Origin of the sequence: Lentzea roselyniae (assembly GCF_039537795.1) — a bacterium.
GTDB classification, from domain to species: Bacteria; Actinomycetota; Actinomycetes; order Mycobacteriales; family Pseudonocardiaceae; genus Lentzea; species Lentzea atacamensis.
Map to the genome: position 1 here is coordinate 117,255 of NZ_BAABBE010000023.1, position 20,858 is coordinate 138,112.

Sequence of the window (20,858 nt, forward strand, 5' to 3'; positions counted from 1 at the left end):
GACCTGCTGATATGGTCCGCGCTGACCAGGGACACCCGATCGAAGGGGTGCCTCTCGTAGTCGCTTGCGAACCGTAAGGTACGTTAAGTCCAGATCGTGACGATTCCCCCGGCGGAGTGAACGCCGGCCGGGAGAACCGGAAGGAACACAGTGACCAAGTTGCTGGCTTCGGGGGGCGAGTTCGTCGCTCCCGGTGTGAAGGACTTCTTCCTCCCGCCGATCTTCGGCGGGGTCACGAAGCCGATGGTCCTGCTGGTGCTGTCGATCGTGATCATCGCGGCCTTCTTCCTCGCCGCGAGCCGCAACCTGAAGCTCATCCCCGGCAAGTTCCAGTTCGCCGCCGAGTCGGTTTACGACTTCGGGCGCAACAACATTGCCAGGGAGCAGATCGGCGCGAAGGACTTCAAGCCGTTCATCCCGCTGATCCTCACGATCTTCACCTTCATCCTCGTGAACAACCTGTTCGGGCTCATCCCGCTCATCCAGTTCCCGACGATGTCGCACATCGGCTTCCCGCTCGCCGTTTCGTTGCTCGTTGTTTACCCGGTGTACCACTTCGTCGGGTTCAAGCGGCACGGCTTCGTGGGTTACTTGAAGCACCAGACGGTTCCGCCGGGCGCGCCGTGGTTCGTGCTCCCGCTGCTGATTCCGATCGAGTTCTTCCAGAAGTTCATTCTGAACCCGCTCACGCTCGCGATCCGAGTTTTCGCGGCCATGTTCGCGGGGCACCTCCTGCTGCTGGTGTTCACCCTGGCCGGTGAGTTCCTGCTGCTGAACGGCGGGCTGACCGTCATCGTGGCGCCGGTGTCCTTCGCCTTCGCCATCGCGCTGACCTTCCTGGAGGCACTGATCATGTGCCTGCAGGCCTACATCTTCGCGCTGCTGTCTGCCAGCTACATCGGCATGGCGCTGGCAGAAGAGCACTGAGTTACAGCACAAAGCCTCCGATCCGCGAACACTCGCGGACCGAGTTGGAAAGGGAACAGCAACAGTGAGCGCTTCCGTCGTTCTTGCCCAGGCCGGAGACATCAACCCGGGTCTTGCTGCGATCGGCTACGGCCTCGCGGCCATCGGCCCCGGCATCGGTGTGGGTCTGATCTTCTCCTCGGTCATCAGCGGCACCGCCCGCCAGCCCGAGGCCCGCGGCGTTCTGCTCGGTCTCGCGTGGACCACGTTCGCCATCGTCGAGGTCCTCGCGCTGATCGGCTTCGTCGTCTACTTCATCGCGACTGCCTGACCGAATCCTGATCGCGTTAGGAGAACCCGTGATGGACACCCTCATCCTGGCTGCGGAAGGACCGGTCAACCCGGTCATCCCGCACACCTCGGAGATCATCCTCGGTCTCGTCGCGTTCCTGCTCCTCTTCTTCGTCATCAAGAAGTTCGTGTCGCCGCGCTTCGAGGCGCTGTACGCGGAGCGGACGGCCAAGATCGAGGGTGGCATCGAGAAGGCGGAGCAGGCTCAGGCCGAGGCTCAGCGCACGCTCGAGCAGTACAAGGAGCAGCTGGCCGAGGCTCGCGCCGAGGCCGCGCGCATCCGCGACGACGCGCGGGCCGAGGGCCTGCAGATCATCGAGGAGCTGCGCGAGCAGGCGCAGGCCGAGTCCGCGCGCATCGTGGCGCAGGGCCAGCACCAGCTGGACGCGCAGCGCGCCCAGATCGTCGCGGAGCTGCGTGCCGACCTCGGTCGCACTGCGGTTGAGCTGGCGAGCAAGGTCGTGGGCGAGTCCCTCGAGGACGAAGCCCGCCGCCGCGGCACCGTCGACCGCTTCCTCAACGAGCTGGACGCCGTCGCGGCGCCGGCGAGCAAGTAGAGGCTGCCAATGACGCTGCATGCCGCAAGTCGTGAAGCTCTGGCAGCCGCGGAACTGCGGCTGCTGGAGCTGGCCGACGCCGCGTCGGCGGACGAGCAGGTCAAGCTGGGCGACGAGCTGTTCGCCGTGCTGGACCTGCTGATCGAGCAGGCCGCGCTGCGCCGCGCCCTCGCCGACGCGTCGTCGGAGCCCGCCGGTCGTGAGCAGTTCGTCCGCGGCCTGTTCGCGGGCAAGGTGAGCGATGCGACCCTGCAGGTGCTGGTCGCCGTCGTGACCGCTCGCTGGTCCAGCCCGCGTGAGTTCGTCGACGGTGTCGAGTCGCTCGCCCGCACCACGCTGCTGGTGCGCGCCGAGCGCGGCGGCGAGCTCGACTCGGTGGAGGACGAGCTGTTCCGGCTCGGCCGCATCGTGGCGGGTTCGCACGACCTCGAGCGCCTGCTGGGGGATCCCGCGGGTGCCGTTGACGGCAAGGTCGCGCTGGTCGACTCCCTGATCGAGGGAAAGGTCAGCTCGGTCACCAAGAAGCTGGTGGACCAGCTGGTCCGCAACCCGCGCGGCATGCGCGTGGCGGACGGCCTGGCCGAGCTCGCCGACCTGGCGGCCAAGCGCCGTCAGCGTTCTGTCGCGCACGTCCGGTCCGCGGTGGAGCTGACCGCGGAGCAGATCGACCGCTTGACCGCGACGCTGACCACGATCTACTCGCGCCCGATCGCGCTGCACGTCGAGGTCGACCCGGCCCTGGCCGGCGGCCTCACGATCAAGATCGGCGACGAGATCATCGACGGAAGCATCGCCGGCCGGTTGGCGGCTCTGCGCCGCAATCTCGCCAGCTAGCCCCCGAGCCCTTTCCCAAGAACGAAGAAGTGAGAGCAGGAACGACATGGCGGAGCTGACGATCTCGTCGGACGAGATCCGCAGTGCGATCGAGAAGTACGTCTCGAGCTACTCCCCGGAGGTCAGCCGGGAAGAGGTTGGTGTCGTCGCCGAGACCTACGACGGCATCGCCATCGTCGAGGGCCTCCCGGGCACGATGACCAACGAGCTGCTCGAGTTCCCCGGTGGCGTCCTCGGCGTCGCCCTGAACCTCGAGGTCCGCGAGATCGGTGCGGTCATCCTCGGTGACTTCGACAAGATCGAAGAAGGCCAGGAGGTCCGCCGGACGGGCAAGGTCCTGTCCGTGCCGGTCGGCGACGGCTTCCTCGGTCGCGTCGTCAACCCGCTGGGCCAGCCGATCGACGGTCTCGGCGACATCGTCGCGGACGACAACCGCGCGCTCGAGCTTCAGGCCGCGTCCGTGCTGCAGCGTCAGCCGGTGTCCGAGCCGATGCAGACCGGCATCAAGGCGATCGACGCGATGACCCCGATCGGTCGCGGCCAGCGCCAGCTGATCATCGGTGACCGCAAGACCGGCAAGACCGCGGTCTGCATCGACACGATCATCAACCAGAAGAAGGCCTGGGAGTCGGGCGACCCCAAGCAGCAGGTCCGCTGCGTCTACGTCGCCATCGGCCAGAAGGGCTCCACCATCGCGGGCGTCAAGACCGCGCTGGAGGAGGCGGGCGCACTCGAGTACACGACGATCGTCGCCGCCCCCGCTTCTGACTCGGCCGGCTTCAAGTGGCTGGCGCCGTACACCGGCTCCGCCATCGGCCAGCACTGGATGTACCAGGGCAAGCACGTCCTGATCATCTTCGACGACCTGACCAAGCAGGCCGAGGCGTACCGCGCGATCTCGCTGCTGCTGCGCCGCCCGCCGGGCCGCGAGGCGTACCCCGGCGACGTCTTCTACTTGCACTCGCGTCTCCTCGAGCGTTGCGCGAAGCTGTCGGACGAGATGGGCGGCGGCTCGATGACGGGTCTCCCGATCATCGAGACCAAGGCGAACGACGTGTCGGCGTACATCCCGACCAACGTCATCTCGATCACCGACGGTCAGTGCTTCCTCGAGTCCGACCTGTTCAACGCCGGTGTCCGCCCGGCCGTCAACGTGGGTATCTCCGTTTCCCGCGTCGGTGGTGCCGCGCAGATCAAGGCGATGAAGCAGGTCGCGGGCTCGCTGCGTCTCGACCTGTCGCAGTTCCGCGAGCTGGAGGCCTTCTCCGCGTTCGCGTCCGACCTCGACGCCGCCTCGCGCGCCCAGCTGGACCGCGGTGCTCGTCTGGTCGAGCTGCTCAAGCAGGGCCAGTACTCCCCGGTGCCCGTCGAGGAGCAGGTCGTCGAGATCTTCGCCGCGACCAAGGGCCACCTGGACGACGTCCCCGTCGGCGACATCCGCCGGTTCGTCGCCGAGTTCAAGGACTCGCTGCGCCGCAACCACGCGGACGTGCTCGCGGGCATCGTCGAGACCAAGCAGTTCGGTGACGACGCCCAGAAGCGCATCGCTGACGCCGTGGCCGAGTTCAAGAAGCAGTTCACCGCTTCGGACGGCACGACGATCGTCAACGAGGCGCCCGAGAAGGCCATGGACGCCGACAAGGTCGCTCAGGAGTCGGTGAAGCTGCACAAGCCCGAGCCGACCAAGAAGTGATCTGAGCCATGGGCGCACAGATTCGGGAGCTTCGCCAACGGATCCGAACGGTCAACTCGACCAAGAAGATCACGAAGGCCTACGAGCTCATCGCGACGTCTCGCCTCGCGAAGGCGCAGACCAGGGTCGCGGCCTCCCGGCCGTACGCGGACGAGATCACGAACGTGCTCTCCGCGTTGGCCGAGGCCTCGGCGAACCTCGACCACCCGCTGCTGTCGGAGCGTGAGAACCCGAAGCGCGCCGCGGTGCTGGTGATCACGAGCGACAAGGGCATGTGCGGCGGTTACAACGCCAACGTCCTCAAGGCCGCCGAGCAGCTGATCCAGCTGCTCCGGTCCGAGGGCAAGGAGCCGGTGCTGTACGTGACCGGCCGCAAGGGTCAGGGCTACTACCAGTTCCGCCGTCGCGCGGTCGCCGGCGTGTGGAGCGGGTTCTCGCAGACCCCGCACTACGTCAACGCCGTCGAGGCCGGTGACGCGCTGGTGCAGGCGTTCCTGGAGGGCACGGAGGACGGCGCGGAGGGCGTGGACGAGATCCACGTCGTGTACACCGAGTTCAAGTCCATGCTCAGCCAGACGCCGACCGCCAGGCGGATCGCGCCGATGGAGGTCGAGTACACGGGCGAGGCCCCCAAGGGCCCGCGCGCGGTGTACGACTTCGAGCCCAGCGCGGAGGCGCTGCTCGGTGCGATGCTGCCCAAGTACGTGAAGACGCGTCTGTTCTCCGCCATGCTGGAGGCTGCGGCTTCGGAGTCGGCGGCTCGTCGTACGGCCATGAAGGCCGCGACGGACAACGCGACGGAGCTGGTCCGGAACCTCAGCCGGGCGGCGAACTCGGCCCGTCAGGCCCAGATCACCCAGGAGATCAGCGAGATCGTCGGTGGCGCTGCCGCGCTTACCGGTGGCGCAGGAAGTGATGAGTGACATGAGTGCTACTGCCACCACCACCCGCACCGGCCGTGTGGTCCGGGTGATCGGTGCGGTCGTCGACGTGGAGTTCCCGCGCGAGGCCGTGCCCGAGCTGTTCAACGCCCTGAACGTGGACATCACGTTCGAGGCCGTCGCCAAGACGCTGACCCTCGAGGTCGCGCAGCACCTCGGCGACAACCTCGTCCGCACCATCTCGATGCAGCCGACCGACGGTCTGGTTCGCGGTGCCACCGTGACCGACACCGGCAAGGCCATCTCCGTGCCGGTCGGTGACGTCGTCAAGGGCCACGTGTTCAACGCCCTCGGTGACTGCCTCGACGAGCCCGGCCTCGGCCGCGACGGCGAGCAGTGGGGCATCCACCGCAAGGCTCCGTCGTTCGACCAGCTCGAGGGCAAGACCGAGATCCTCGAGACCGGCATCAAGGTCATCGACCTCCTCACCCCGTACGTCAAGGGCGGCAAGATCGGCCTGTTCGGCGGCGCGGGTGTCGGCAAGACCGTTCTGATCCAGGAGATGATCACGCGTATCGCGCGTGAGTTCTCCGGTACCTCGGTCTTCGCCGGCGTCGGTGAGCGCACCCGTGAGGGTACGGACCTGCTGCTGGAGATGGAGGAGATGGAGGTCCTCCAGGACACCGCCCTCGTCTTCGGTCAGATGGACGAGCCGCCCGGCACGCGTATGCGCGTCGCCCTGTCCGCTCTCACGATGGCGGAGTACTTCCGCGACGTGCAGGGCCAGGACGTGCTGTTCTTCATCGACAACATCTTCCGCTTCACCCAGGCGGGTTCCGAGGTGTCGACCCTGCTGGGCCGCATGCCTTCCGCCGTGGGTTACCAGCCGACGCTGGCCGACGAGATGGGTGAGCTCCAGGAGCGCATCACCTCGACGCGCGGTAAGTCGATCACCTCGCTGCAGGCCATCTACGTGCCCGCGGACGACTACACCGACCCCGCCCCGGCGACCACCTTCGCCCACCTGGACGCGACGACGGAGCTTTCCCGTCCGATCTCCCAGAAGGGCATCTACCCGGCCGTCGACCCGCTGTCGTCGTCGTCTCGAATCCTCGAGCCGTCGATCGTGGGCGACGAGCACTACCGGGTCGCGCAGGAGGTGAAGCGGATCCTGCAGAAGTACAAGGAGCTGCAGGACATCATCGCCATCCTCGGTATGGACGAGCTGTCTGAAGAGGACAAGGTCCTCGTCGGTCGTGCGCGTCGTCTCGAGCGCTTCCTCGGCCAGAACTTCTTCGTCGCGGAGAAGTTCACCGGTCAGAAGGGGTCGTTCGTGCCGATCAAGGAGACGGTCGAGGCGTTCGACCGGGTCTGCAAGGGCGAGTTCGACCACTACCCGGAGCAGGCGTTCTTCTCCTGCGGCGGGTTGGACGACGTCGAGGCCAACGCCAAGAAGCTGGCCGGCAACTGAGCTAGCTCTGGGCTTTCCGAAGGGCCGTTCCTCCTCTGTGGAGGGACGGCCCTTCTGGCGTTTCCTGTCGAGTGTCGTCAGGTTTCCATTCAGTGGAAATGCACTCTCCCCTCCTTCTGTTGTATCGCCGGACGATGCACGGCATCTCAGGCAGTGCCTCGACGAGGAGGAGAGCTCGTGAACAAGTGGGTGTTGCCGCTGTGCTGGACGGCCGTCCTGCTCGACGGCTTCGATCTGGTCGTGCTCGGCACGGTGATCCCGGTGCTGTTGCAGGAGAAGCTGTTCACCACGGCGTCGGCCAGTGCGGTGTCCACGGCAGGTCTGGTCGGGATGATGCTGGGAGCGCTCATCATCGGCACCATCACCGACGTCATCGGGCGGCGCAAGGTGATGATCTGGGCGGTGGCCGCGTTCTCGGTGTTCACCCTGGCCTGTGCGGTGGCGCAGGACGCCACGACGTTCGGGGTGTTCAGGTTTCTCGCGGGGCTCGGGCTTGGCGGGTGCCTGCCCACGGCCATCGCGTTGGTGAACGAGGCTCGGCCCCAGCAGGGCGGGCGCGCCACCACGCTGATCATGACCGGGTACCACGTGGGTGCTGTCATCACGGCGCTGCTGGGAATCGTGCTCATTCCGCAGCTCGGATGGCGGTCGCTGTTCGTGGTCGGGGCGTTGCCCGCGTTGGTGCTGGTCCCCTTGATGGTCAAGCACCTGCCGGAGACCGTGGCTCGCAAGGCGCCCGCGCGGGAGGCGGTCGGCTCGCTGTTCAAGCCCGGGCTGCGGAAGGCGACGCTGGCGTTCTGGATGGCGTCGTTCATGGGCCTGTTGCTCGTGTACGGGCTCAACACCTGGTTGCCGCAGATCATGCGCAGCGCTGGGTACGAGCTCGGCACGGCGCTCGCCCTGCTTCTGACGCTCAACATCGGTGCGGTGGTCGGGCTTCTGATCGCCGGCACGGTGGCTGACCGGATCGGGGTCAGGCCGGCGGCCATCGGGTGGTTCGCGGGTGCTGTGGTGTTCCTGGCCCTGCTCAGCATCAAGCTGCCGGGGCAGAGCATCTACGTGGCCGTGTTGCTGGCCGGGTGTTTCGTGTTCAGCGCGCAGGTGCTCGTGTACGCGTATGCGGGGCGGGTCTACGAGGAGAACCGGGCCACCGGAATCGGGTGGGCCGCTGGGATCGGGCGGCTGGGGGCCATCAGCGGGCCGTTGCTCGGTGGGGCGTTGTTGACGGCCGGGCTGGCGCATCCGTGGGGGTTCTACGCGTTTGCGCTGGTGGCGGTGCTCGGGGCCGTGGGTGTGCTCGCCGTGGGGATGCCGTCCAAAACGGTCGTGCAGCACACGCGGTGATGGCACAGTCGGGTTATGTCCCGACATGCGCCGCACGACGATCCGGGCACACCGGACACCCGATCGCCCTGGCGGTACCTCTGGTGGCTGGTCGAGATGCAGCGCTGGCGGGTGCTTGCCGGGGCGTGCTGGGGGTCGCTGTGGATGTGCGGGTTGATCTTGCCGCCGTACCTCATCGCCAGGGCCATCGAAGAAGGGCTTCGGGGTGGGAGCCGCACCGCGTTGGTGTGGTGGTGCGTGGCGCTCGTCGTGGTGGCCGGGGTGCTGGCGCTCCTCGGAGTGGCCAGGCATCGCACGATGACGCTCGTGCGCACCGACGCCTCGCTGAGGACGGCGCAGGTTGTTGTTCGGCACGTCACCGCACTTGGTGGTGTGGTGCGGCGGAGGCTGTCCACCGGTGAGCTGACCTACCTGCAGAACGGGGACACGGCGCGGATCGCGCACGCGCTCACCAGCACCGGGCCCGGAGTGGGTGCCGTGATCGCGTACGCGGTCACTGCCGTGCTGCTCGTGCGGATCTCGGTGCTCGTCGCGGTGGTGGTGCTGCTCGGTGTGCCGGTGCTGGCGCTGGTCACCGGGCCGGTGATGCGGCGGCTGCACGCGGTGGAGGCCGGGTACCGGCACAGCCAGGGGGAACTGACGTCGCGGGCCGGGGACATCGTGGCCGGGCTGCGGGTGCTGTCCGGGATCGGGGGCAAGCCGGCGTTCGAGGAGCGCTTCAGGGCGATGTCCCGTGCGGTGCTGAAGGACGGCTACCGGGTTTCCGGCTGGTTGAGCTGGGTGCAGGCGTTGACCTGGGGGTTGCCTTCGCTGTTTCTCGCGGTGGTCACGTGGATCGTGGCGCGGATGGCGGTGACCGGGGCGATCACGGTTCCCGAGATGCTCGCGGTGTACCTGTACGTCACGACGTTGATCGTGCCCGTCAGCTTCTTCATGGAAGGCGCCGACGCGATTCCGCGGGCGCTGGTGTCGGCGCGGCGGGTGATCGACGTGCTCAGGTTGCGGCCGGAGGCCGGTGCCGCGGGAGAGCCGTTGGCGGTGCAGGACGGTGTGCTGACGGTTGTGGTGTCGGCGAACTCCACGCTGGCGCGGGACGCCGTCGAGCGGTTGCCGGGGGTGGTGGCGGACAACGACGACTACTTGTTCCGGGGGACCGTGCGCGAGGCGGTGTCGGTGGCCGAGCACGACGAGATCGACCTCGAGCAGGCGGTGTGGGCGGCGGCCGCGGTGGATGTCGTGGAGGCCTTGCCGGACGGGCTCGACTCGCGGCTGGAAGCGCAGGGGCGCAACGTGTCCGGCGGGCAGCGGCAGCGGCTCAGGCTGGTGCGGGCGTTGTTGAGCGAGCCGGACCTGCTGGTGTTGGTGGAGCCCACCTCGGCGTTGGACACGGTCACCGAGGCGGCTGTGGTCAAGCGGGTCAAGGAGGCGCGGTTCGGGCGGACCACCGTCGTCGTGTCGTCGTCGCCGTTGTGGGTGGGGCAGGCGGATCGGGTGGTGCACCTGGATCCCTCCGGTGTGCAGGGGGAACTGGAGGAGAGCCGATGAACCGGCTGCCGATCGCGGACCGGCGCGAGGTGCGGCGGGCGGCCGTGAGGTTGATGCGGGGTGAACGGCGGGCTCTGACCGCGGTTCTCGTGCTCACGGTGCTGACGGCGCTGGCCGGGCTCGTCGGGCCGTACCTGCTCGGCAAGATCGTGGGTGGCGTGAAGGACGGTGGGCTCACGCTGTCCACTGTGGACCTGTTCGCGCTGGGTGTGTTCGGTGCGGCTGTCGCACACCTGTTGCTGGTGCGGTACAGCGCTTTGCAGGCGGCACGCCTTGGCGAACGGTTTCTGGCCTCGCTGCGCGAGGAGGCCGTGACGCGTTCGCTGACCTTGCCGGCACGGGTGGTGGACCGGCTGAGCACCGGCGATCTGCTCACCCGTGTGACGAGCGATGTCGGCACGGTCGGGCAGGCGTTGCGGGACAGCGTGCCCGAGGTGTTCACCGGCGTCGTGCACATCGTCGTGGTGTTCGTGGCGATGTTCCTGCTGGATCCGCTGCTGGGTCTGGTGACGCTCGTCGGGGCGCCGTTCACCGTGTGGGTGCTTCGCTGGTACCTGGCACGTGCGCGCGACGCGTACCTCGCGGAGAGCGAGGTCAACGGTGACGTGGCGGAGATTTCCGCCGCGGTCGGTGAGGGCAGCCGGACCATCGAGACCTACGGGCTGCGTGACCGGATGGTGGCCGCGGCGGACGACACCATCGCGCGTTCGTACCGGGCGCGGCTGCGGACGTTGCGGCTGCGCAACGTGCTGTTCCCGGTGACCAGCTTCGTGAACACCCTGCCGACCGCGTTGGTGCTGCTCATCGGTGGCCTGGTGTACGCGGCCGACGGCGTCGGCATCGAGGTCGTCGTCACCGGCGCACTGTGGGTGTGGCGGCTGGGGGAGCCGATGGACCGCATTCTGTTCTGGATCGAGTTCCTGCAGCGGGGCAGCGCGTCGTTCGCCCGGATAGAGGGGATCGGGGCCGACGCGGAACCCGTTCCGGCGGTGGGAGTACCGGTCGACGACCGCATCGAGGTGCGCGGGGCTCATTACTCCTATGTGGACGGGCATGAGGTCCTGCACGGCGTGGATCTCGTTGTGCAGCCGGGAGAACGGCTCGCGATCGTCGGGGTGTCCGGTGCGGGCAAGTCGACCCTGGGCAGGCTGATCGCGGGCGTCGACCGGCCGGCCGAGGGGGCGGTGCTCGTCGGCGGGGTGCCGGTCGCGGATCTCGTGGCCGCGGGCGAGCAGCAGGTCGTGCTCGTGACGCAGGAGCATCACGTGTTCATCGGGACGTTGCGGGAGAACTTGGCGATGGCCGCCCCGGACGCACCGGACGAGCGGTTGGTCGAAGCCCTGCGCACCGTTGAGGCGCAGTGGTTCGACGAACTGCCGGAAGGGCTGGACACGAAGCTCGGCGCGGGCGGGCTGGAGCTCGATCCCGCGCAGGCACAACAACTCGCGCTCGCACGGGTCGAGGTCGCCGACCCGCACACGCTGGTGCTGGACGAGGCGACGTCCTCACTCGACCCGGCCACGGCCAGGCACACCGAGCGCGCGATCGCGGCCGTGCGGGAAAGTCGCACGGTGATCGCGATCGCGCACCGGTTGCAGACCGCGCGTGACGCCGACCGGATCGCGGTCGTCGACGCGGGTCGCGTCGTGGAGCTGGGGTCACACGACGACCTGGTGGCCAGAGACGGCACCTACGCGACGCTCTGGCGGTCGTGGCACGGCGGTTAGAGCGGCACAGTTGTCGTGTCGCCGTTGCGCATCACGGCCACCTGCGTGGTGCCGGGCGGCGCCAGCCACGCGTGCTCGCGTTCCTCTGGCCCGAGCAACGTGTTGCGGTCGGCGAGGAGCGTGCCCTGGCCGTCCGGCAACACCAGCCGTACCGGTACGGGCGTGCCCTTCGCCGCGAGGCTGCCCGTCAGCGCGCGGTCGAACGTGCCGTCCGGCTGGTAGAGAGCGCCGACCAGCCCCCCGTTCGCCTCGGTCACCACCGCGAACCGGCCGTCGGGGAGCCAGGCCCGAACCTCCCAGAGCGTCCACTCCGTGCCGTAGTCCACGTAGCCCCGCCGCCAGACGTCCTCGGACACCAGCTTGTCCTGGCTCTGGCCGGGCTTGGCGGGCTCCTGCCTGGCGGAGGCCCACATCACGTCCGTCCAGCCGAGTCCGGGATGCGGCACCATCGCCTTCTGCCGCCCGGACTCCTCGCGCGGGGTGATCCGCACACCGACGCGGGTGAAGTCGCCGTCGGCGGGCGTGATGTCCGTGCGCACGAAGACGGGCTTCTCCGCCGGCTTGGCGCGCACGACGGCCACCCCGTCGTGGAGTTCGGCCTCCTGCCACGTGCGCGAGTACTTCAGGTCAGGTCCGCGCACGGGGTTGGCGGACCAGAAGACCCGCTCCCCGAGGCCCAGCACCACGTACGTCGCCTCGCCTTCGCCTTCGTCGATGCGGTAGATGCCCTGCTCTCCGGCCCCCTTGTAGACGAGCTCCTGGTCGACCACGTCGACTCCGCGCACCAGGCCCACCAGGGTCTGCGGTTCTGCCGCATGACCGACCCGCACCGACTGCGCGACCAGCGACGCCGGCCCGTCCGGGGTGTTCGCCGCCCAGAACACGTGCGCGTCCGGTGAGATCTCGGTCACGAAGTCGCGGGTCGGACGCTTCCCGTTCCACGCGGCGAGCACCTGCCGGATGTACTCGGTGTGCCCTGCCAGGTCACCGCTCGTCGCCGCGGTCAGGCGTGCGTCCGCGGCCGCGAACGGTTCCGGGGAGGGGGAGCGGGTCAGCACCACTCCCGCCGTCACGCCTGCGAGCAGTGCCAAAGCAGCTGTCACGGCGAGCAGCTTGCGCGTGTGTCGTCGTCGCGCACCGGCCATCACGTCCCCCACGAATCCCGGCCGCACGTCCAGTTCTGCTGTCGCGGCCTCCATTGCTTCCTTCAGTTCCACGTCAGCACCTGCTCACCCATCAGCTCCCGCATGCGGGCGAGGCCGCGCGAGGTCTGGCTCTTCACCGTGCCGACGCCGCAGCCGAGCGTGCGGGCGGTCTCGGCCTCGCTGAGGTCGTCGAAGAACCTCAGCACCAGAACCGCGCGCATCTTCCTCGGCAGCTGCGCCAACGCGCGCACCACGCTGTCCGCGTCCACGACCTGCTGTTCGTGCCCGCGAGACGCAGGCACCGCCCCCAGTTCCAACGGTGCCTCCGGCTTGCGGGAACGCCGTCGCCAGCGATTGGCCGCGGCGTTGGCCAGCGCGGTGCGCGCATAGGCCTCCGGAGAGGTTCTGATTCGGCGCCACTTGCCGTACATGCTCATGAGGACGTCCTGCAGAATGTCCTCGGCGGCGCCTTTGTCACCGCCGCACAGCAGGTAAGCGGTGCGCAACAGTGGCTGTGAACGCAACGCCACGAAGTCCTCGAAGTCCTGCATGTCCCCCCTTCGGCGGTTGTCGAAGGTACTGACACCGGGCGGGTCGGCAAGGTTGTCGGGCGACCGTTTAGACTCAGTTCGACTCCAGACGACGAGGGAGATACGCGTGGCCGAGATGACCGTTGAACTGGTCGCCGTTGAACGCCGCCTGTGGTCCGGCAAGGCCACCTCTGTATCGGCGCAGACGACCGAGGGCGAGATCGGCATCCTGCCCGGTCACGAGCCTGTTCTCGGCCAGCTGGTCGAGGGTGGCGTGGTGCGCGTCCGCACGACGGACGGGGCACTGGTCACCGCCGCGGTGCACGGTGGCTTCCTCTCCGTGACCGGCACCGGCGTCTCGATTCTCGCCGAGGACGCCGAGCTCGCGGGCGAGATCGACGTGGACGCGGCGCGGTCGGCGCTGCAGGACGCGGATGACGCCGAGCGCGCACGTGCGGCAGCGCGCGTGCGGGCCGTGGAACAGTCGGCCTGAGACCGGGCGCGAGGGCGCAGCCGTGGGGATCACCGAGATTGCCGGACTGATCCTTCTTGGGGTGGCGGTCGTCATCGCCTACTTCGCCTGGCGCCGCATCCGGCTGCTGCGTGAGGGTGGCGTGCACGTCGCGCTGCGCAGTCAGTTCGACGATCGTGGCCGTGGCTGGCATCTGGGCGTGGGGCACTACCGGGGCGACAAGTTCGCCTGGTTCCGGGTGCTCTCGCTCGGGTCCGGCCCGGACCAGCTGATTTCCAGAGACGGACTCGAGATCGACGCGCGTCGTGAGCCGACGGGGCCGGAGGCGTACGCCATGCCGGTCGGGGCCACGGTGCTGCGTTGCCGCTCCGCCTCGGGTGAGGTCGAGATCGCGATGGGCCCGGACGCGCTGACAGGATTTCTGTCCTGGTTGGAGTCAGCGCCTCCGGGCCGCAGCATTCCCTGGGCCTCCTAGGCATTGCCTCCAGGCTGCCAGAGCACGTCACCGTCCGGGTTCGCGACGCGGGCCAGGATGAACAGCAGGTCTGACAGCCGGTTCAGGTACTTCGCCGTGAGCACGTTCGTGTGCTCCTCGTCGGCCTCGATCAGCGCCCAGGCACGCCGTTCCGCCCTGCGTGCGATCGTGCGCGCCTGGTGCAGCAGAGCCGCGCCCGGTGTGCCGCCGTTCAGGATGAACGAGTCGAGCTTGCCCAGCCGCTCGTTGAAGGTGTCGCAGTACCCCTCCAGGCGGTCGACGTAGGCCTGGGTGATGCGCAGCGGCGGGTACTTCGGGTCCGGCACGATCGGCGTGCACAGGTCCGCTCCGACGTCGAACAGGTCGTTCTGCAACTTGCGCACGACGTCGTGGACGTCCTGCGCGAGCTGCCCGAGCGCCAGGGCCACGCCGAGGGCCGCGTTGGTCTCGTCGACGTCCGCGTACGCCTCGATGCGCGGATCGGTCTTGGGGACGCGGGAGAAGTCGCCGAGCCCGGTCGTGCCGTCGTCGCCGACCCGCGTGTAGATCTTGGTGAGATGTACCGCCATAAACGGCACTCTATGGCCGTCCGTAGGATTGCCGCGTGAGCGAGCATTTCCGGGTACACGGTGGCGCACGACTGGTCGGCGAAGTTGATGTCGTCGGCGCCAAGAACAGCGTCCTCAAGCTGATGGCTGCAGCTCTGCTCGCTGAAGGGACAACGACCCTCACCAACTGCCCGGACATCCTCGACGTGCCGCTGATGGCGGACGCGTTGCGCAGCCTCGGGTGCGAGGTCGAGCTCGAGGACGACGTGGCGAGGATCACCACCCCGTCCGAGCTGAGCTACCACGCCGACTCCGAGGCGATGGGCAAGCTGCGGGCGAGCATCTGCGTGCTGGGGCCGCTGGTCGGCCGGTGCAAGCGCGCGGTCGTGGCGCTGCCGGGCGGTGACGCGATCGGGTCGCGGCCGCTCGACATGCACCAGAGCGGTCTGGAGAAGCTCGGCGCCAAGACCTGGATCGAGCACGGTTGCATCGTCGCCGAGGCCGAAGGGCTGCACGGCGCGCAGATCTGGCTCGACTTCCCGAGCATGGGTGCCACCGAGAACATCCTGATGGCGGCCGTGCTGGCCAACGGCACGACGGTCATCGACAACGCCGCGCGCGAGCCGGAGATCGTCGACCTCTGCCTGATGCTGACGCAGATGGGCGCGCGGATCGAGGGCGCCGGCACGTCCACGCTCACCGTCCACGGGGTCGAGGAGCTCAAGCCGACCGAGCACCGTGTCATCGGTGACCGGATCGTCGGCGCCACGTGGGGGTTCGCCGCCGCCATGACGCGGGGCGACGTGCGGGTGCGCGGCGTCAACCCGCATCACCTCGACCTGGTGCTGGAGAAGCTGCGGATGGCGGGCGCCGAGGTGACCGTCTACGAGGGTGAGGACGAGGGCTTCCGCGTCGTCATGGAGGGCCGCCCGAAGGCGGTCGACTTCGTGACGCTGCCGTACCCCGGTTTCGCCACGGACAACCAGCCGTTCGCGATCGCGCTGTCCGCGGTCTCCGAGGGCACCGCGATGATCACCGAGAACCTGTTCGAGGCGCGGTTCCGGTTCATCGACGAGATGATCAGGCTCGGGGCCGACGCGCGCACGGACGGTCACCACGCGGTGATCCGCGGCGTCGAGCAGCTGTCCAGCGCCCCGGTGTGGGCTTCGGACATCCGCGCTGGTGCGGGGCTCGTCCTCGCCGGTCTGTGCGCGGACGGGGCCACCGAGGTCTACGAGATCTTCCACATCGAACGTGGTTACCCCGGGTTCGTGGAAAACCTCCGCAAGCTCGGCGCAGACGTGGAGCGCGTCAGCTCCTGAGCACCAGCCGCGCGTTCGCGACGTCCGCCGGGAACACCATCACCCGGTACGGCGCGTTCCGCGAACGCGTGGCACGCACCCCGTTCGCCTTCAGCTTCCGCACGAGGACGTTCGCGGCCTCCTCCGTGGGCACGATCGCCACCTCGCTCAGCAACCCGAAGTCCGTGCCCTCCAGATCCGGCACGGGCCGGTTGTCGTTGCCGACGAAGTACCGCAACGCGAGGGCCAGCAGTCCGACCACCCCGAACACGACCACTGTCTGGTAGATCGCCGTCACCCTCCAATCATGCTCCGTGGTCTCGATTCAGTGAGCAATCGCACGCGCGGCAGTGGTTACCGGCCAGTACGCTCCGGACAACGACTTGTGGGAGGTTGCTGTGCCGTACCCAGCTGACCGTGAACGCGACCGCCCCTGGGTGATGCGCACGTACGCGGGTCACTCCTCGGCTGCGGCTTCCAACGCGCTCTACCGGCGGAACCTCGCCAAGGGGCAGACGGGCCTCTCGGTGGCGTTCGACCTGCCGACGCAGACCGGCTACGACCCCGACGACGAGCTCGCCAAGGGCGAGGTCGGCAAGGTCGGCGTGCCGATCAGCCACATCGGCGACATGCGCCAGCTCTTCGACCAGATCCCGCTCAGCAGTGCCAACACGTCGATGACGATCAACGCGACGGCCATGTGGCTGCTCGCGCTGTACGTCACCGTGGCGGAGGACCAGGGCGCGGACCGGTCGGCGCTGGCCGGCACGACGCAGAACGACATCATCAAGGAGTACCTGTCCCGCGGCACTTACGTGTTCCCGCCGGGACCGTCGCTGCGGCTGATCACCGACATGGTCGCGTGGACCGTGTCGAACGTCCCGAAGTGGAACCCGATCAACATCTGCAGCTACCACCTCCAGGAGGTCGGCGCGACGCCGGCGCAGGAGGTCGCGTACGCGATGTGCACGGCGATCGCCGTCCTGGACTCGGTGCGCGACTCGGGTCAGGTGCCGCAGGAGAAGTTCGGTGACGTCGTCGCCCGCATCTCCTTCTTCGTGAACGCCGGTGTGCGCTTCATCGAGGAGATGTGCAAGATGCGTGCGTTCGCCCAGCTCTGGGACGAGATCACGCTGGAGCGCTACGGCGTCGAGAACCCGAAGCACCGCCGGTTCCGCTACGGCGTGCAGGTCAACTCGCTCGGTCTGACCGAGGCGCAGCCGGAGAACAACGTCCAGCGCATCGTGCTGGAGATGCTCGCGGTCTCGTTGTCGCGCAACGCTCGTGCCCGCGCGATCCAGCTGCCGGCGTGGAACGAGGCGCTCGGCCTGCCGCGCCCGTGGGACCAGCAGTGGGCACTGCGCATGCAGCAGGTGCTCGCCTACGAGACGGATCTGCTCGAGTACGAGGACATCTTCGACGGCTCGCCGGTGATCGAGGCCAAGGTCAACGACATCCTGGCCGGCGCGCGTGAGGAGATCGACCGCGTGCAGGCGATGGGTGGAGCCGTCGCGGCCGTCGAGTCCGGCTACATGAAGTCGCAGCTGGTCTCGTCGCTGGCCGACCGGCGCCGCCGGGTCGAGTCCGGCGAGGAGATCGTCGTCGGTGTCAACAAGTTCGACACCACCGAGCCGTCGCCGCTGCAGGCAGAGGGCGCCAACGCGATCGAGACCATCGACCCGGTCGTCGAGATGCACGCCGTCGAGGCGATCCAGCAGTGGCGGGCCTCTCGTGACAACGCTGCTGTCGCCGAGGCTTTGGACGCACTGCGCGAAGCCGCGAAGACGGACCAGAACCTGGTCGAGGTGACGCTGGCCTGTGCGCGCGCCGGCGTGACGACCGGTGAGTGGTCGCAGGCGCTGCGTGAGACGTTCGGCGAATACCGCGCGCCCACCGGTGTTTCCGGCGCCTCGGCGTCGGGCGAGGCGGGCTCGGAGATCGCCCGCGTGCGCGACCGCGTCCGCGCGACCGGCGAGGAGATCGGCGAGCGGCTGCGCATGCTGGTCGGCAAGCCGGGCCTCGACGGTCACTCCAACGGCGCCGAGCAGGTCGCCGTGCGGGCGCGCGACGTCGGCTTCGAGGTCGTCTACCAGGGCATCCGCCTGACGCCGTCGCAGATCGTGTCCGCGGCCGTGCAGGAGGACGTGCACGTCGTGGGCCTGTCGATCCTGTCCGGCTCGCACCTCGAGGTGGTGCCCGCGGTGGTCGACGGCCTGCGTGCCGCCGGTGCCGGGGACATCCCGGTGATCGTCGGCGGCATCATCCCACCGGACGACGCCGCGAAGCTGCGGGACCGGGGGGTGGCGCGGGTGTTCACGCCCAAGGACTACGAACTGACCGAGATCATGGACGAGATCGTCACCGTGATCCGTGAGGTGCGTTCTTTGCGCTAGAGCCTTAGATTCGCGGAATGGTCGACGTTGCGCGTGAGGGCTCGGTTGTCCGCATCACGATGAATCGGGTGGCCCGGCGCAACGCGCTGTCCGCCGAGCACCTCACGGAGCTGCTGGAGGCGTTCCGCGAGGCCGGTTCTTCGGACGCGGCCGGCATTGTGCTGGCCGCCGACGGCCCGGTGTTCAGCGCTGGGCACGACTTCGCGGACGTGCACGCCCGTGACGAAGACGGCGTGCGGCAGCTGCTGGAGCTGTGCACGGTGCTGATGAAGACCATCCAGTCCGTGCCGCAGGTGGTGATCGCACGCGTGCAGGGTCTGGCGACGGCTGCCGGGTGTCAGCTGGTGGCCTCGTGCGATCTCGCGGTGGCGTCGCTGGACGCCGGTTTCGCCCTGCCCGGGGGTAAAGCCGGGTGGTTCTGCCACACGCCCGCGGTGCCCGTCGCGCGGTCGGTCGGGCGCAAGCGGTTGATGGAGATGGTGCTCACCGGCGATGTGGTGGACGCCGCGACCGCCGTCGAGTGGGGCCTGATCAACCGCGCTGTGCCCGCTGGGGAGCTGGACGCCGCCGTGGACGAGCTGCTGGCGCGGGCCACGCGGGGGAGCCGGGCGTCGAAGGCGGTGGGCAAGCGGACGATCTACGCGCAGCTGGATCGGCCAGAGGCGGAGGCGTACGACATCGCGCTGGCCGTCATGGCCGAGACTTCGCAGTCCCCGTCAGCCAAAGAGGGGCGGGCGTCGTTCCTGGAGAAGCGGTCGCCCGTGTGGCCCGACTAGTCGCGAGCAGCCTGAGGGCGTCCGCGTTCGGGCCCGGCTCGGCCTGGTAGATCACCAGGTACTGGCCGGGTGCCTCGCGGACGTCGAACGAGTGGTAGTTCAGCTTGAGCGGGCCGACGGCGGGATGCACGAACTCCTTGGCGTCCTGGGTCTTCCCGCGCACCTCGTGCTGTTCCCACAGCTCCCTGAACACCGGGTGCTGGTTGAGCTCGGCGACCATGTGCCTGAGGCGCTGCGACTTCGGGTCGGCCGTTTGCCGCAGGTGCGCGACGGTGCTCTGCGCGACCCACTGCCAGCGCGGGTAGAAGCTCGTGGCGGCCGGGTCCAGGAACGTCATCCTGGCGGCGTTGTCGGCGGCGTGAACGGTTCGTACAGGGCGTCGGCCAGCGCGTTCGTGGCGAGGATGTCCAGCAGCGAGTTCATCACGAACGCCGGCATGTCGTGCATGCCGCTGATGAGCCGCCGCAGCTCCGGGCTGACGACCTGGGTCTCGTGGCCCTCCTCGGCGACGACTCCGGCGAGCCGGTGCAGGTGGGCGCGAGCGTCGGTGTCGAGTCTGAGGGCGCGGCTGAGCGCGTCGAGGACCTGGGCTGACGGGTTGGTCTCGCGGCCCTGCTCCAGGCGGGCGTAGTAGTCGGCGCTCACACCGGCCAGGACGGCGACCTCTTCTCGTCTGAGGCCTTTGACCTTGCGCTGGGTGTGGCTGGGCAGGCCCGCGTCCTCCGGGTTGACGCGGGCGCGGTGGGCTTTCAGGAACTCGCCGAGCACGTCCACGAGGTTATTCGCCTCGCGTGTGCATTGCCCAGGTGTGCCACACCTAGGCAGAAGGTGCCCTGGTTGGCGCTGTTCGGGCTGGCCATCGTGGTGTCCATGAGCAAAGTTGTGTTGATCAGTGGAGCTTCCAGCGGTATCGGTGAGGCCACGGCCCGCGTCCTGGCCGCTGCAGGGCATCAGGTGTTCCTCGGGGCGCGCCGGGAGGACAGGCTGGCCGCGCTGGCCGAGGAGATCGGCGGTGCCCACGCGCCGTTGGACGTGACCTCGCGGGAGTCCTTCCAGTCCTTTGTGGATGCTGCTGTGTCTCGCTACGGACGAGTCGACGTGTTGGTGAACAACGCGGGCGTGATGCCGTTGTCCCTCCTGGACTCCTTGAAGGTCGACGAGTGGGACCGCATGGTCGACGTGAACATTCGCGGTGTGCTGAACGGCATTGCCGCCGTGCTGCCGCTGTTCAGGTCTGGCGGTCACGTCGTGAACGTGGCCTCGGTCGGTGCGCACATGGTCATGCCGACCGCCGCCGTGTACTGCGCGACGAAGTACGCGGTGTGGGCGTTGTCGGAGGGACTGCGACAGGAGCGCGACGACCTGCGGGTCACCGTGATCTCGCCCGGTGTCACGGAGTCCGAGCTGGCGGACACCATCACCGAGGAGTACGCGTCGTCGTTGATGGAGGACTTCCGCAAGGTCGCGCTGCCGGCGTCGGCGATCGGTGACGCCATCGCCTACGCGATCTCGCAGCCCGCGGAGGTCGACGTGAACGAGATCGTGGTGCGGCCCGTCGCCCAGCAGGGCTAGGCGCCGGTCGTCGACCCCGGCCTGAGGATCATCAGCACGGTCACGGTGGCCCAGAGCAGGTTGAAGATCCCGGTGTACACGGCCAGGTGCTTGACGTCCCTGGTTTTGATCGCCTTCTCCTGGCCGGGCAGGATCTTGAGGGCGAGCAGGAACGCGGCGGCGGTGGTGAGCGCGATCGACACGATCACCCAGGGGTGGCCGGTCACGCCCGAGCAATAGTCAAGACCTGTGGATGAAGATCTTTATGCTGCGGTGGGTGGTGCGTGTTCGTCGGGTCGTTCGACGAGTGTGCCGTTCTCGAAGCGGGCGCCGGCTCGGACCAGAGCGACCAGTTGCG

General features: G+C 68.5%; 21 protein-coding genes and 1 pseudogene. 16 read left to right on the plus strand and 6 right to left on the minus strand.

Going from position 1 to position 20,858, the window contains the following annotated elements:
• Positions 1-150 precede the first annotated feature (150 nt).
• From atpB to ABFX45_RS33105, 10 genes are all read left to right on the plus strand, one after another.
• Entirely contained in the window at positions 151-927 is a 777-nt protein-coding gene (gene atpB, locus ABFX45_RS33060) for a F0F1 ATP synthase subunit A (RefSeq protein WP_170154837.1), read from the plus strand.
• Between the two features lie 64 nt (positions 928-991).
• Entirely contained in the window at positions 992-1,237 is a 246-nt protein-coding gene (locus tag ABFX45_RS33065) for an ATP synthase subunit c family protein (RefSeq protein ID WP_109634636.1), read from the plus strand.
• Between the two features lie 31 nt (positions 1,238-1,268).
• On the plus strand, positions 1,269-1,814 hold the full coding sequence (locus tag ABFX45_RS33070; RefSeq protein ID WP_109634634.1) for a F0F1 ATP synthase subunit B: 546 nt from the start codon (positions 1,269-1,271) through the stop codon (positions 1,812-1,814).
• A 3-nt stretch (positions 1,815-1,817) separates the two neighbouring features.
• The gene (locus ABFX45_RS33075) at positions 1,818-2,648 is read left to right on the plus strand and encodes a F0F1 ATP synthase subunit delta (protein WP_109634631.1); all 831 of its coding nucleotides are present in this window, start codon (positions 1,818-1,820) and stop codon (positions 2,646-2,648) included.
• 46 nt (positions 2,649-2,694) lie between these two features.
• Complete coding sequence (atpA, locus tag ABFX45_RS33080) at positions 2,695-4,341, plus strand: F0F1 ATP synthase subunit alpha (RefSeq protein ID WP_109634628.1); 1,647 nt, start codon at positions 2,695-2,697, stop codon at positions 4,339-4,341.
• Between the two features lie 8 nt (positions 4,342-4,349).
• A complete protein-coding gene (locus tag ABFX45_RS33085; RefSeq protein WP_109634626.1) occupies positions 4,350-5,264 on the plus strand; it encodes a F0F1 ATP synthase subunit gamma in 915 nt (304 codons plus the stop codon).
• Positions 5,257-6,693 carry a F0F1 ATP synthase subunit beta gene (gene atpD / locus ABFX45_RS33090; RefSeq protein ID WP_346134258.1) on the plus strand — a complete coding sequence of 479 codons (1,437 nt, stop codon included), beginning with the start codon at positions 5,257-5,259 and terminating at the stop codon, positions 6,691-6,693. The genes ABFX45_RS33085 and atpD overlap by 8 nt, the downstream gene beginning before the upstream one ends.
• 177 nt (positions 6,694-6,870) lie before the next feature.
• Positions 6,871-8,037: an MFS transporter gene (locus ABFX45_RS33095; RefSeq protein ID WP_346134260.1), complete on the plus strand. Its 1,167-nt coding sequence runs from the start codon at positions 6,871-6,873 to the stop codon at positions 8,035-8,037.
• 15 nt (positions 8,038-8,052) lie between these two features.
• Entirely contained in the window at positions 8,053-9,582 is a 1,530-nt protein-coding gene (locus ABFX45_RS33100) for an ABC transporter transmembrane domain-containing protein (protein WP_346134262.1), read from the plus strand.
• Positions 9,579-11,309: an ABC transporter ATP-binding protein gene (locus ABFX45_RS33105; RefSeq protein ID WP_346134264.1), complete on the plus strand. Its 1,731-nt coding sequence runs from the start codon at positions 9,579-9,581 to the stop codon at positions 11,307-11,309. The genes ABFX45_RS33100 and ABFX45_RS33105 overlap by 4 nt, the downstream gene beginning before the upstream one ends.
• Here the strand turns inward: ABFX45_RS33105 and ABFX45_RS33110 are convergent.
• Together ABFX45_RS33110 and ABFX45_RS33115 are read right to left on the minus strand one after the other, a co-directional pair.
• Positions 11,306-12,526, minus strand: coding sequence for a hypothetical protein (locus ABFX45_RS33110; RefSeq protein ID WP_146231466.1), 1,221 nt, complete (start codon positions 12,524-12,526; stop codon positions 11,306-11,308). The two genes, ABFX45_RS33105 and ABFX45_RS33110, sit on opposite strands and share 4 nt — an antisense overlap.
• The gene (locus ABFX45_RS33115; protein ID WP_109634615.1) at positions 12,517-13,005 is read right to left on the minus strand and encodes a SigE family RNA polymerase sigma factor; all 489 of its coding nucleotides are present in this window, start codon (positions 13,003-13,005) and stop codon (positions 12,517-12,519) included. Before ABFX45_RS33115 ends, ABFX45_RS33110 begins: the two co-directional genes overlap by 10 nt.
• A gap of 115 nt (positions 13,006-13,120) precedes the next feature.
• Here ABFX45_RS33115 and ABFX45_RS33120 point away from each other — a divergent pair, with 115 nt between their 5' ends.
• Together ABFX45_RS33120 and ABFX45_RS33125 are read left to right on the plus strand one after the other, a co-directional pair.
• Complete coding sequence (locus tag ABFX45_RS33120; protein ID WP_167975791.1) at positions 13,121-13,477, plus strand: F0F1 ATP synthase subunit epsilon; 357 nt, start codon at positions 13,121-13,123, stop codon at positions 13,475-13,477.
• 22 nt (positions 13,478-13,499) lie between these two features.
• Complete coding sequence (locus tag ABFX45_RS33125; protein WP_109634610.1) at positions 13,500-13,931, plus strand: DUF2550 domain-containing protein; 432 nt, start codon at positions 13,500-13,502, stop codon at positions 13,929-13,931.
• Here the strand turns inward: ABFX45_RS33125 and ABFX45_RS33130 are convergent.
• Complete coding sequence (locus ABFX45_RS33130; protein ID WP_346134267.1) at positions 13,928-14,500, minus strand: cob(I)yrinic acid a,c-diamide adenosyltransferase; 573 nt, start codon at positions 14,498-14,500, stop codon at positions 13,928-13,930. The two genes, ABFX45_RS33125 and ABFX45_RS33130, sit on opposite strands and share 4 nt — an antisense overlap.
• A 35-nt stretch (positions 14,501-14,535) precedes the next feature.
• Between ABFX45_RS33130 and murA the strand changes: the two genes are divergently transcribed.
• Positions 14,536-15,801 (plus strand): UDP-N-acetylglucosamine 1-carboxyvinyltransferase, encoded by a 1,266-nt coding sequence (gene murA / locus ABFX45_RS33135; RefSeq protein ID WP_109634606.1) that lies wholly within the window; start codon positions 14,536-14,538, stop codon positions 15,799-15,801.
• Here the strand turns inward: murA and ABFX45_RS33140 are convergent.
• Positions 15,791-16,078 (minus strand): hypothetical protein, encoded by a 288-nt coding sequence (locus ABFX45_RS33140; protein ID WP_346134270.1) that lies wholly within the window; start codon positions 16,076-16,078, stop codon positions 15,791-15,793. The genes murA and ABFX45_RS33140 overlap by 11 nt on opposite strands.
• 100 nt (positions 16,079-16,178) lie before the next feature.
• Between ABFX45_RS33140 and ABFX45_RS33145 the strand changes: the two genes are divergently transcribed.
• Together ABFX45_RS33145 and ABFX45_RS33150 are read left to right on the plus strand one after the other, a co-directional pair.
• Positions 16,179-18,173 carry a protein meaA gene (locus ABFX45_RS33145; RefSeq protein WP_346134272.1) on the plus strand — a complete coding sequence of 665 codons (1,995 nt, stop codon included), beginning with the start codon at positions 16,179-16,181 and terminating at the stop codon, positions 18,171-18,173.
• Between the two features lie 17 nt (positions 18,174-18,190).
• Positions 18,191-18,949 (plus strand): enoyl-CoA hydratase-related protein, encoded by a 759-nt coding sequence (locus ABFX45_RS33150; protein ID WP_109634600.1) that lies wholly within the window; start codon positions 18,191-18,193, stop codon positions 18,947-18,949.
• On the opposite strand, the pseudogene ABFX45_RS33155 reads toward ABFX45_RS33150, so the two are convergent.
• Positions 18,864-19,900 (minus strand): annotated as a pseudogene (locus ABFX45_RS33155) (helix-turn-helix transcriptional regulator). The gene ABFX45_RS33150 and the pseudogene ABFX45_RS33155 sit on opposite strands and share 86 nt — an antisense overlap.
• On the opposite strand from ABFX45_RS33155, the gene ABFX45_RS33160 reads away from it, so the two are divergent.
• Positions 19,820-20,521 (plus strand): SDR family oxidoreductase, encoded by a 702-nt coding sequence (locus ABFX45_RS33160; protein WP_109635286.1) that lies wholly within the window; start codon positions 19,820-19,822, stop codon positions 20,519-20,521. The pseudogene ABFX45_RS33155 and the gene ABFX45_RS33160 sit on opposite strands and share 81 nt — an antisense overlap.
• On the opposite strand, the gene ABFX45_RS33165 is transcribed toward ABFX45_RS33160, so the two are convergent.
• Positions 20,518-20,727 carry a hypothetical protein gene (locus tag ABFX45_RS33165; protein WP_346134274.1) on the minus strand — a complete coding sequence of 70 codons (210 nt, stop codon included), beginning with the start codon at positions 20,725-20,727 and terminating at the stop codon, positions 20,518-20,520. The two genes, ABFX45_RS33160 and ABFX45_RS33165, sit on opposite strands and share 4 nt — an antisense overlap.
• Positions 20,728-20,858 lie beyond the last annotated feature (131 nt).

Bases quoted from the DNA above. Each gene is read 5' to 3' on its own strand.
- ABFX45_RS33115 (WP_109634615.1), bottom strand. From the start codon at position 13,005: ATGCAGGACTTCGAGGACTTCGTGGCGTTGCGTTCACAGCCACTGTTG.
- atpD (WP_346134258.1), top strand. From the start codon at position 5,257: ATGAGTGACATGAGTGCTACTGCCACCACCACCCGCACCGGCCGTGTG.
- ABFX45_RS33120 (WP_167975791.1), top strand. From the start codon at position 13,121: ATGACCGTTGAACTGGTCGCCGTTGAACGCCGCCTGTGGTCCGGCAAG.
- ABFX45_RS33100 (WP_346134262.1), top strand. From the start codon at position 8,053: ATGTCCCGACATGCGCCGCACGACGATCCGGGCACACCGGACACCCGA.
- ABFX45_RS33105 (WP_346134264.1), top strand. From the start codon at position 9,579: ATGAACCGGCTGCCGATCGCGGACCGGCGCGAGGTGCGGCGGGCGGCC.
- ABFX45_RS33070 (WP_109634634.1), top strand. From the start codon at position 1,269: ATGGACACCCTCATCCTGGCTGCGGAAGGACCGGTCAACCCGGTCATC.
- ABFX45_RS33160 (WP_109635286.1), top strand. From the start codon at position 19,820: ATGAGCAAAGTTGTGTTGATCAGTGGAGCTTCCAGCGGTATCGGTGAG.
- ABFX45_RS33130 (WP_346134267.1), bottom strand. From the start codon at position 14,500: ATGGCGGTACATCTCACCAAGATCTACACGCGGGTCGGCGACGACGGC.
- ABFX45_RS33085 (WP_109634626.1), top strand. From the start codon at position 4,350: ATGGGCGCACAGATTCGGGAGCTTCGCCAACGGATCCGAACGGTCAAC.
- atpA (WP_109634628.1), top strand. From the start codon at position 2,695: ATGGCGGAGCTGACGATCTCGTCGGACGAGATCCGCAGTGCGATCGAG.
- ABFX45_RS33150 (WP_109634600.1), top strand. From the start codon at position 18,191: ATGGTCGACGTTGCGCGTGAGGGCTCGGTTGTCCGCATCACGATGAAT.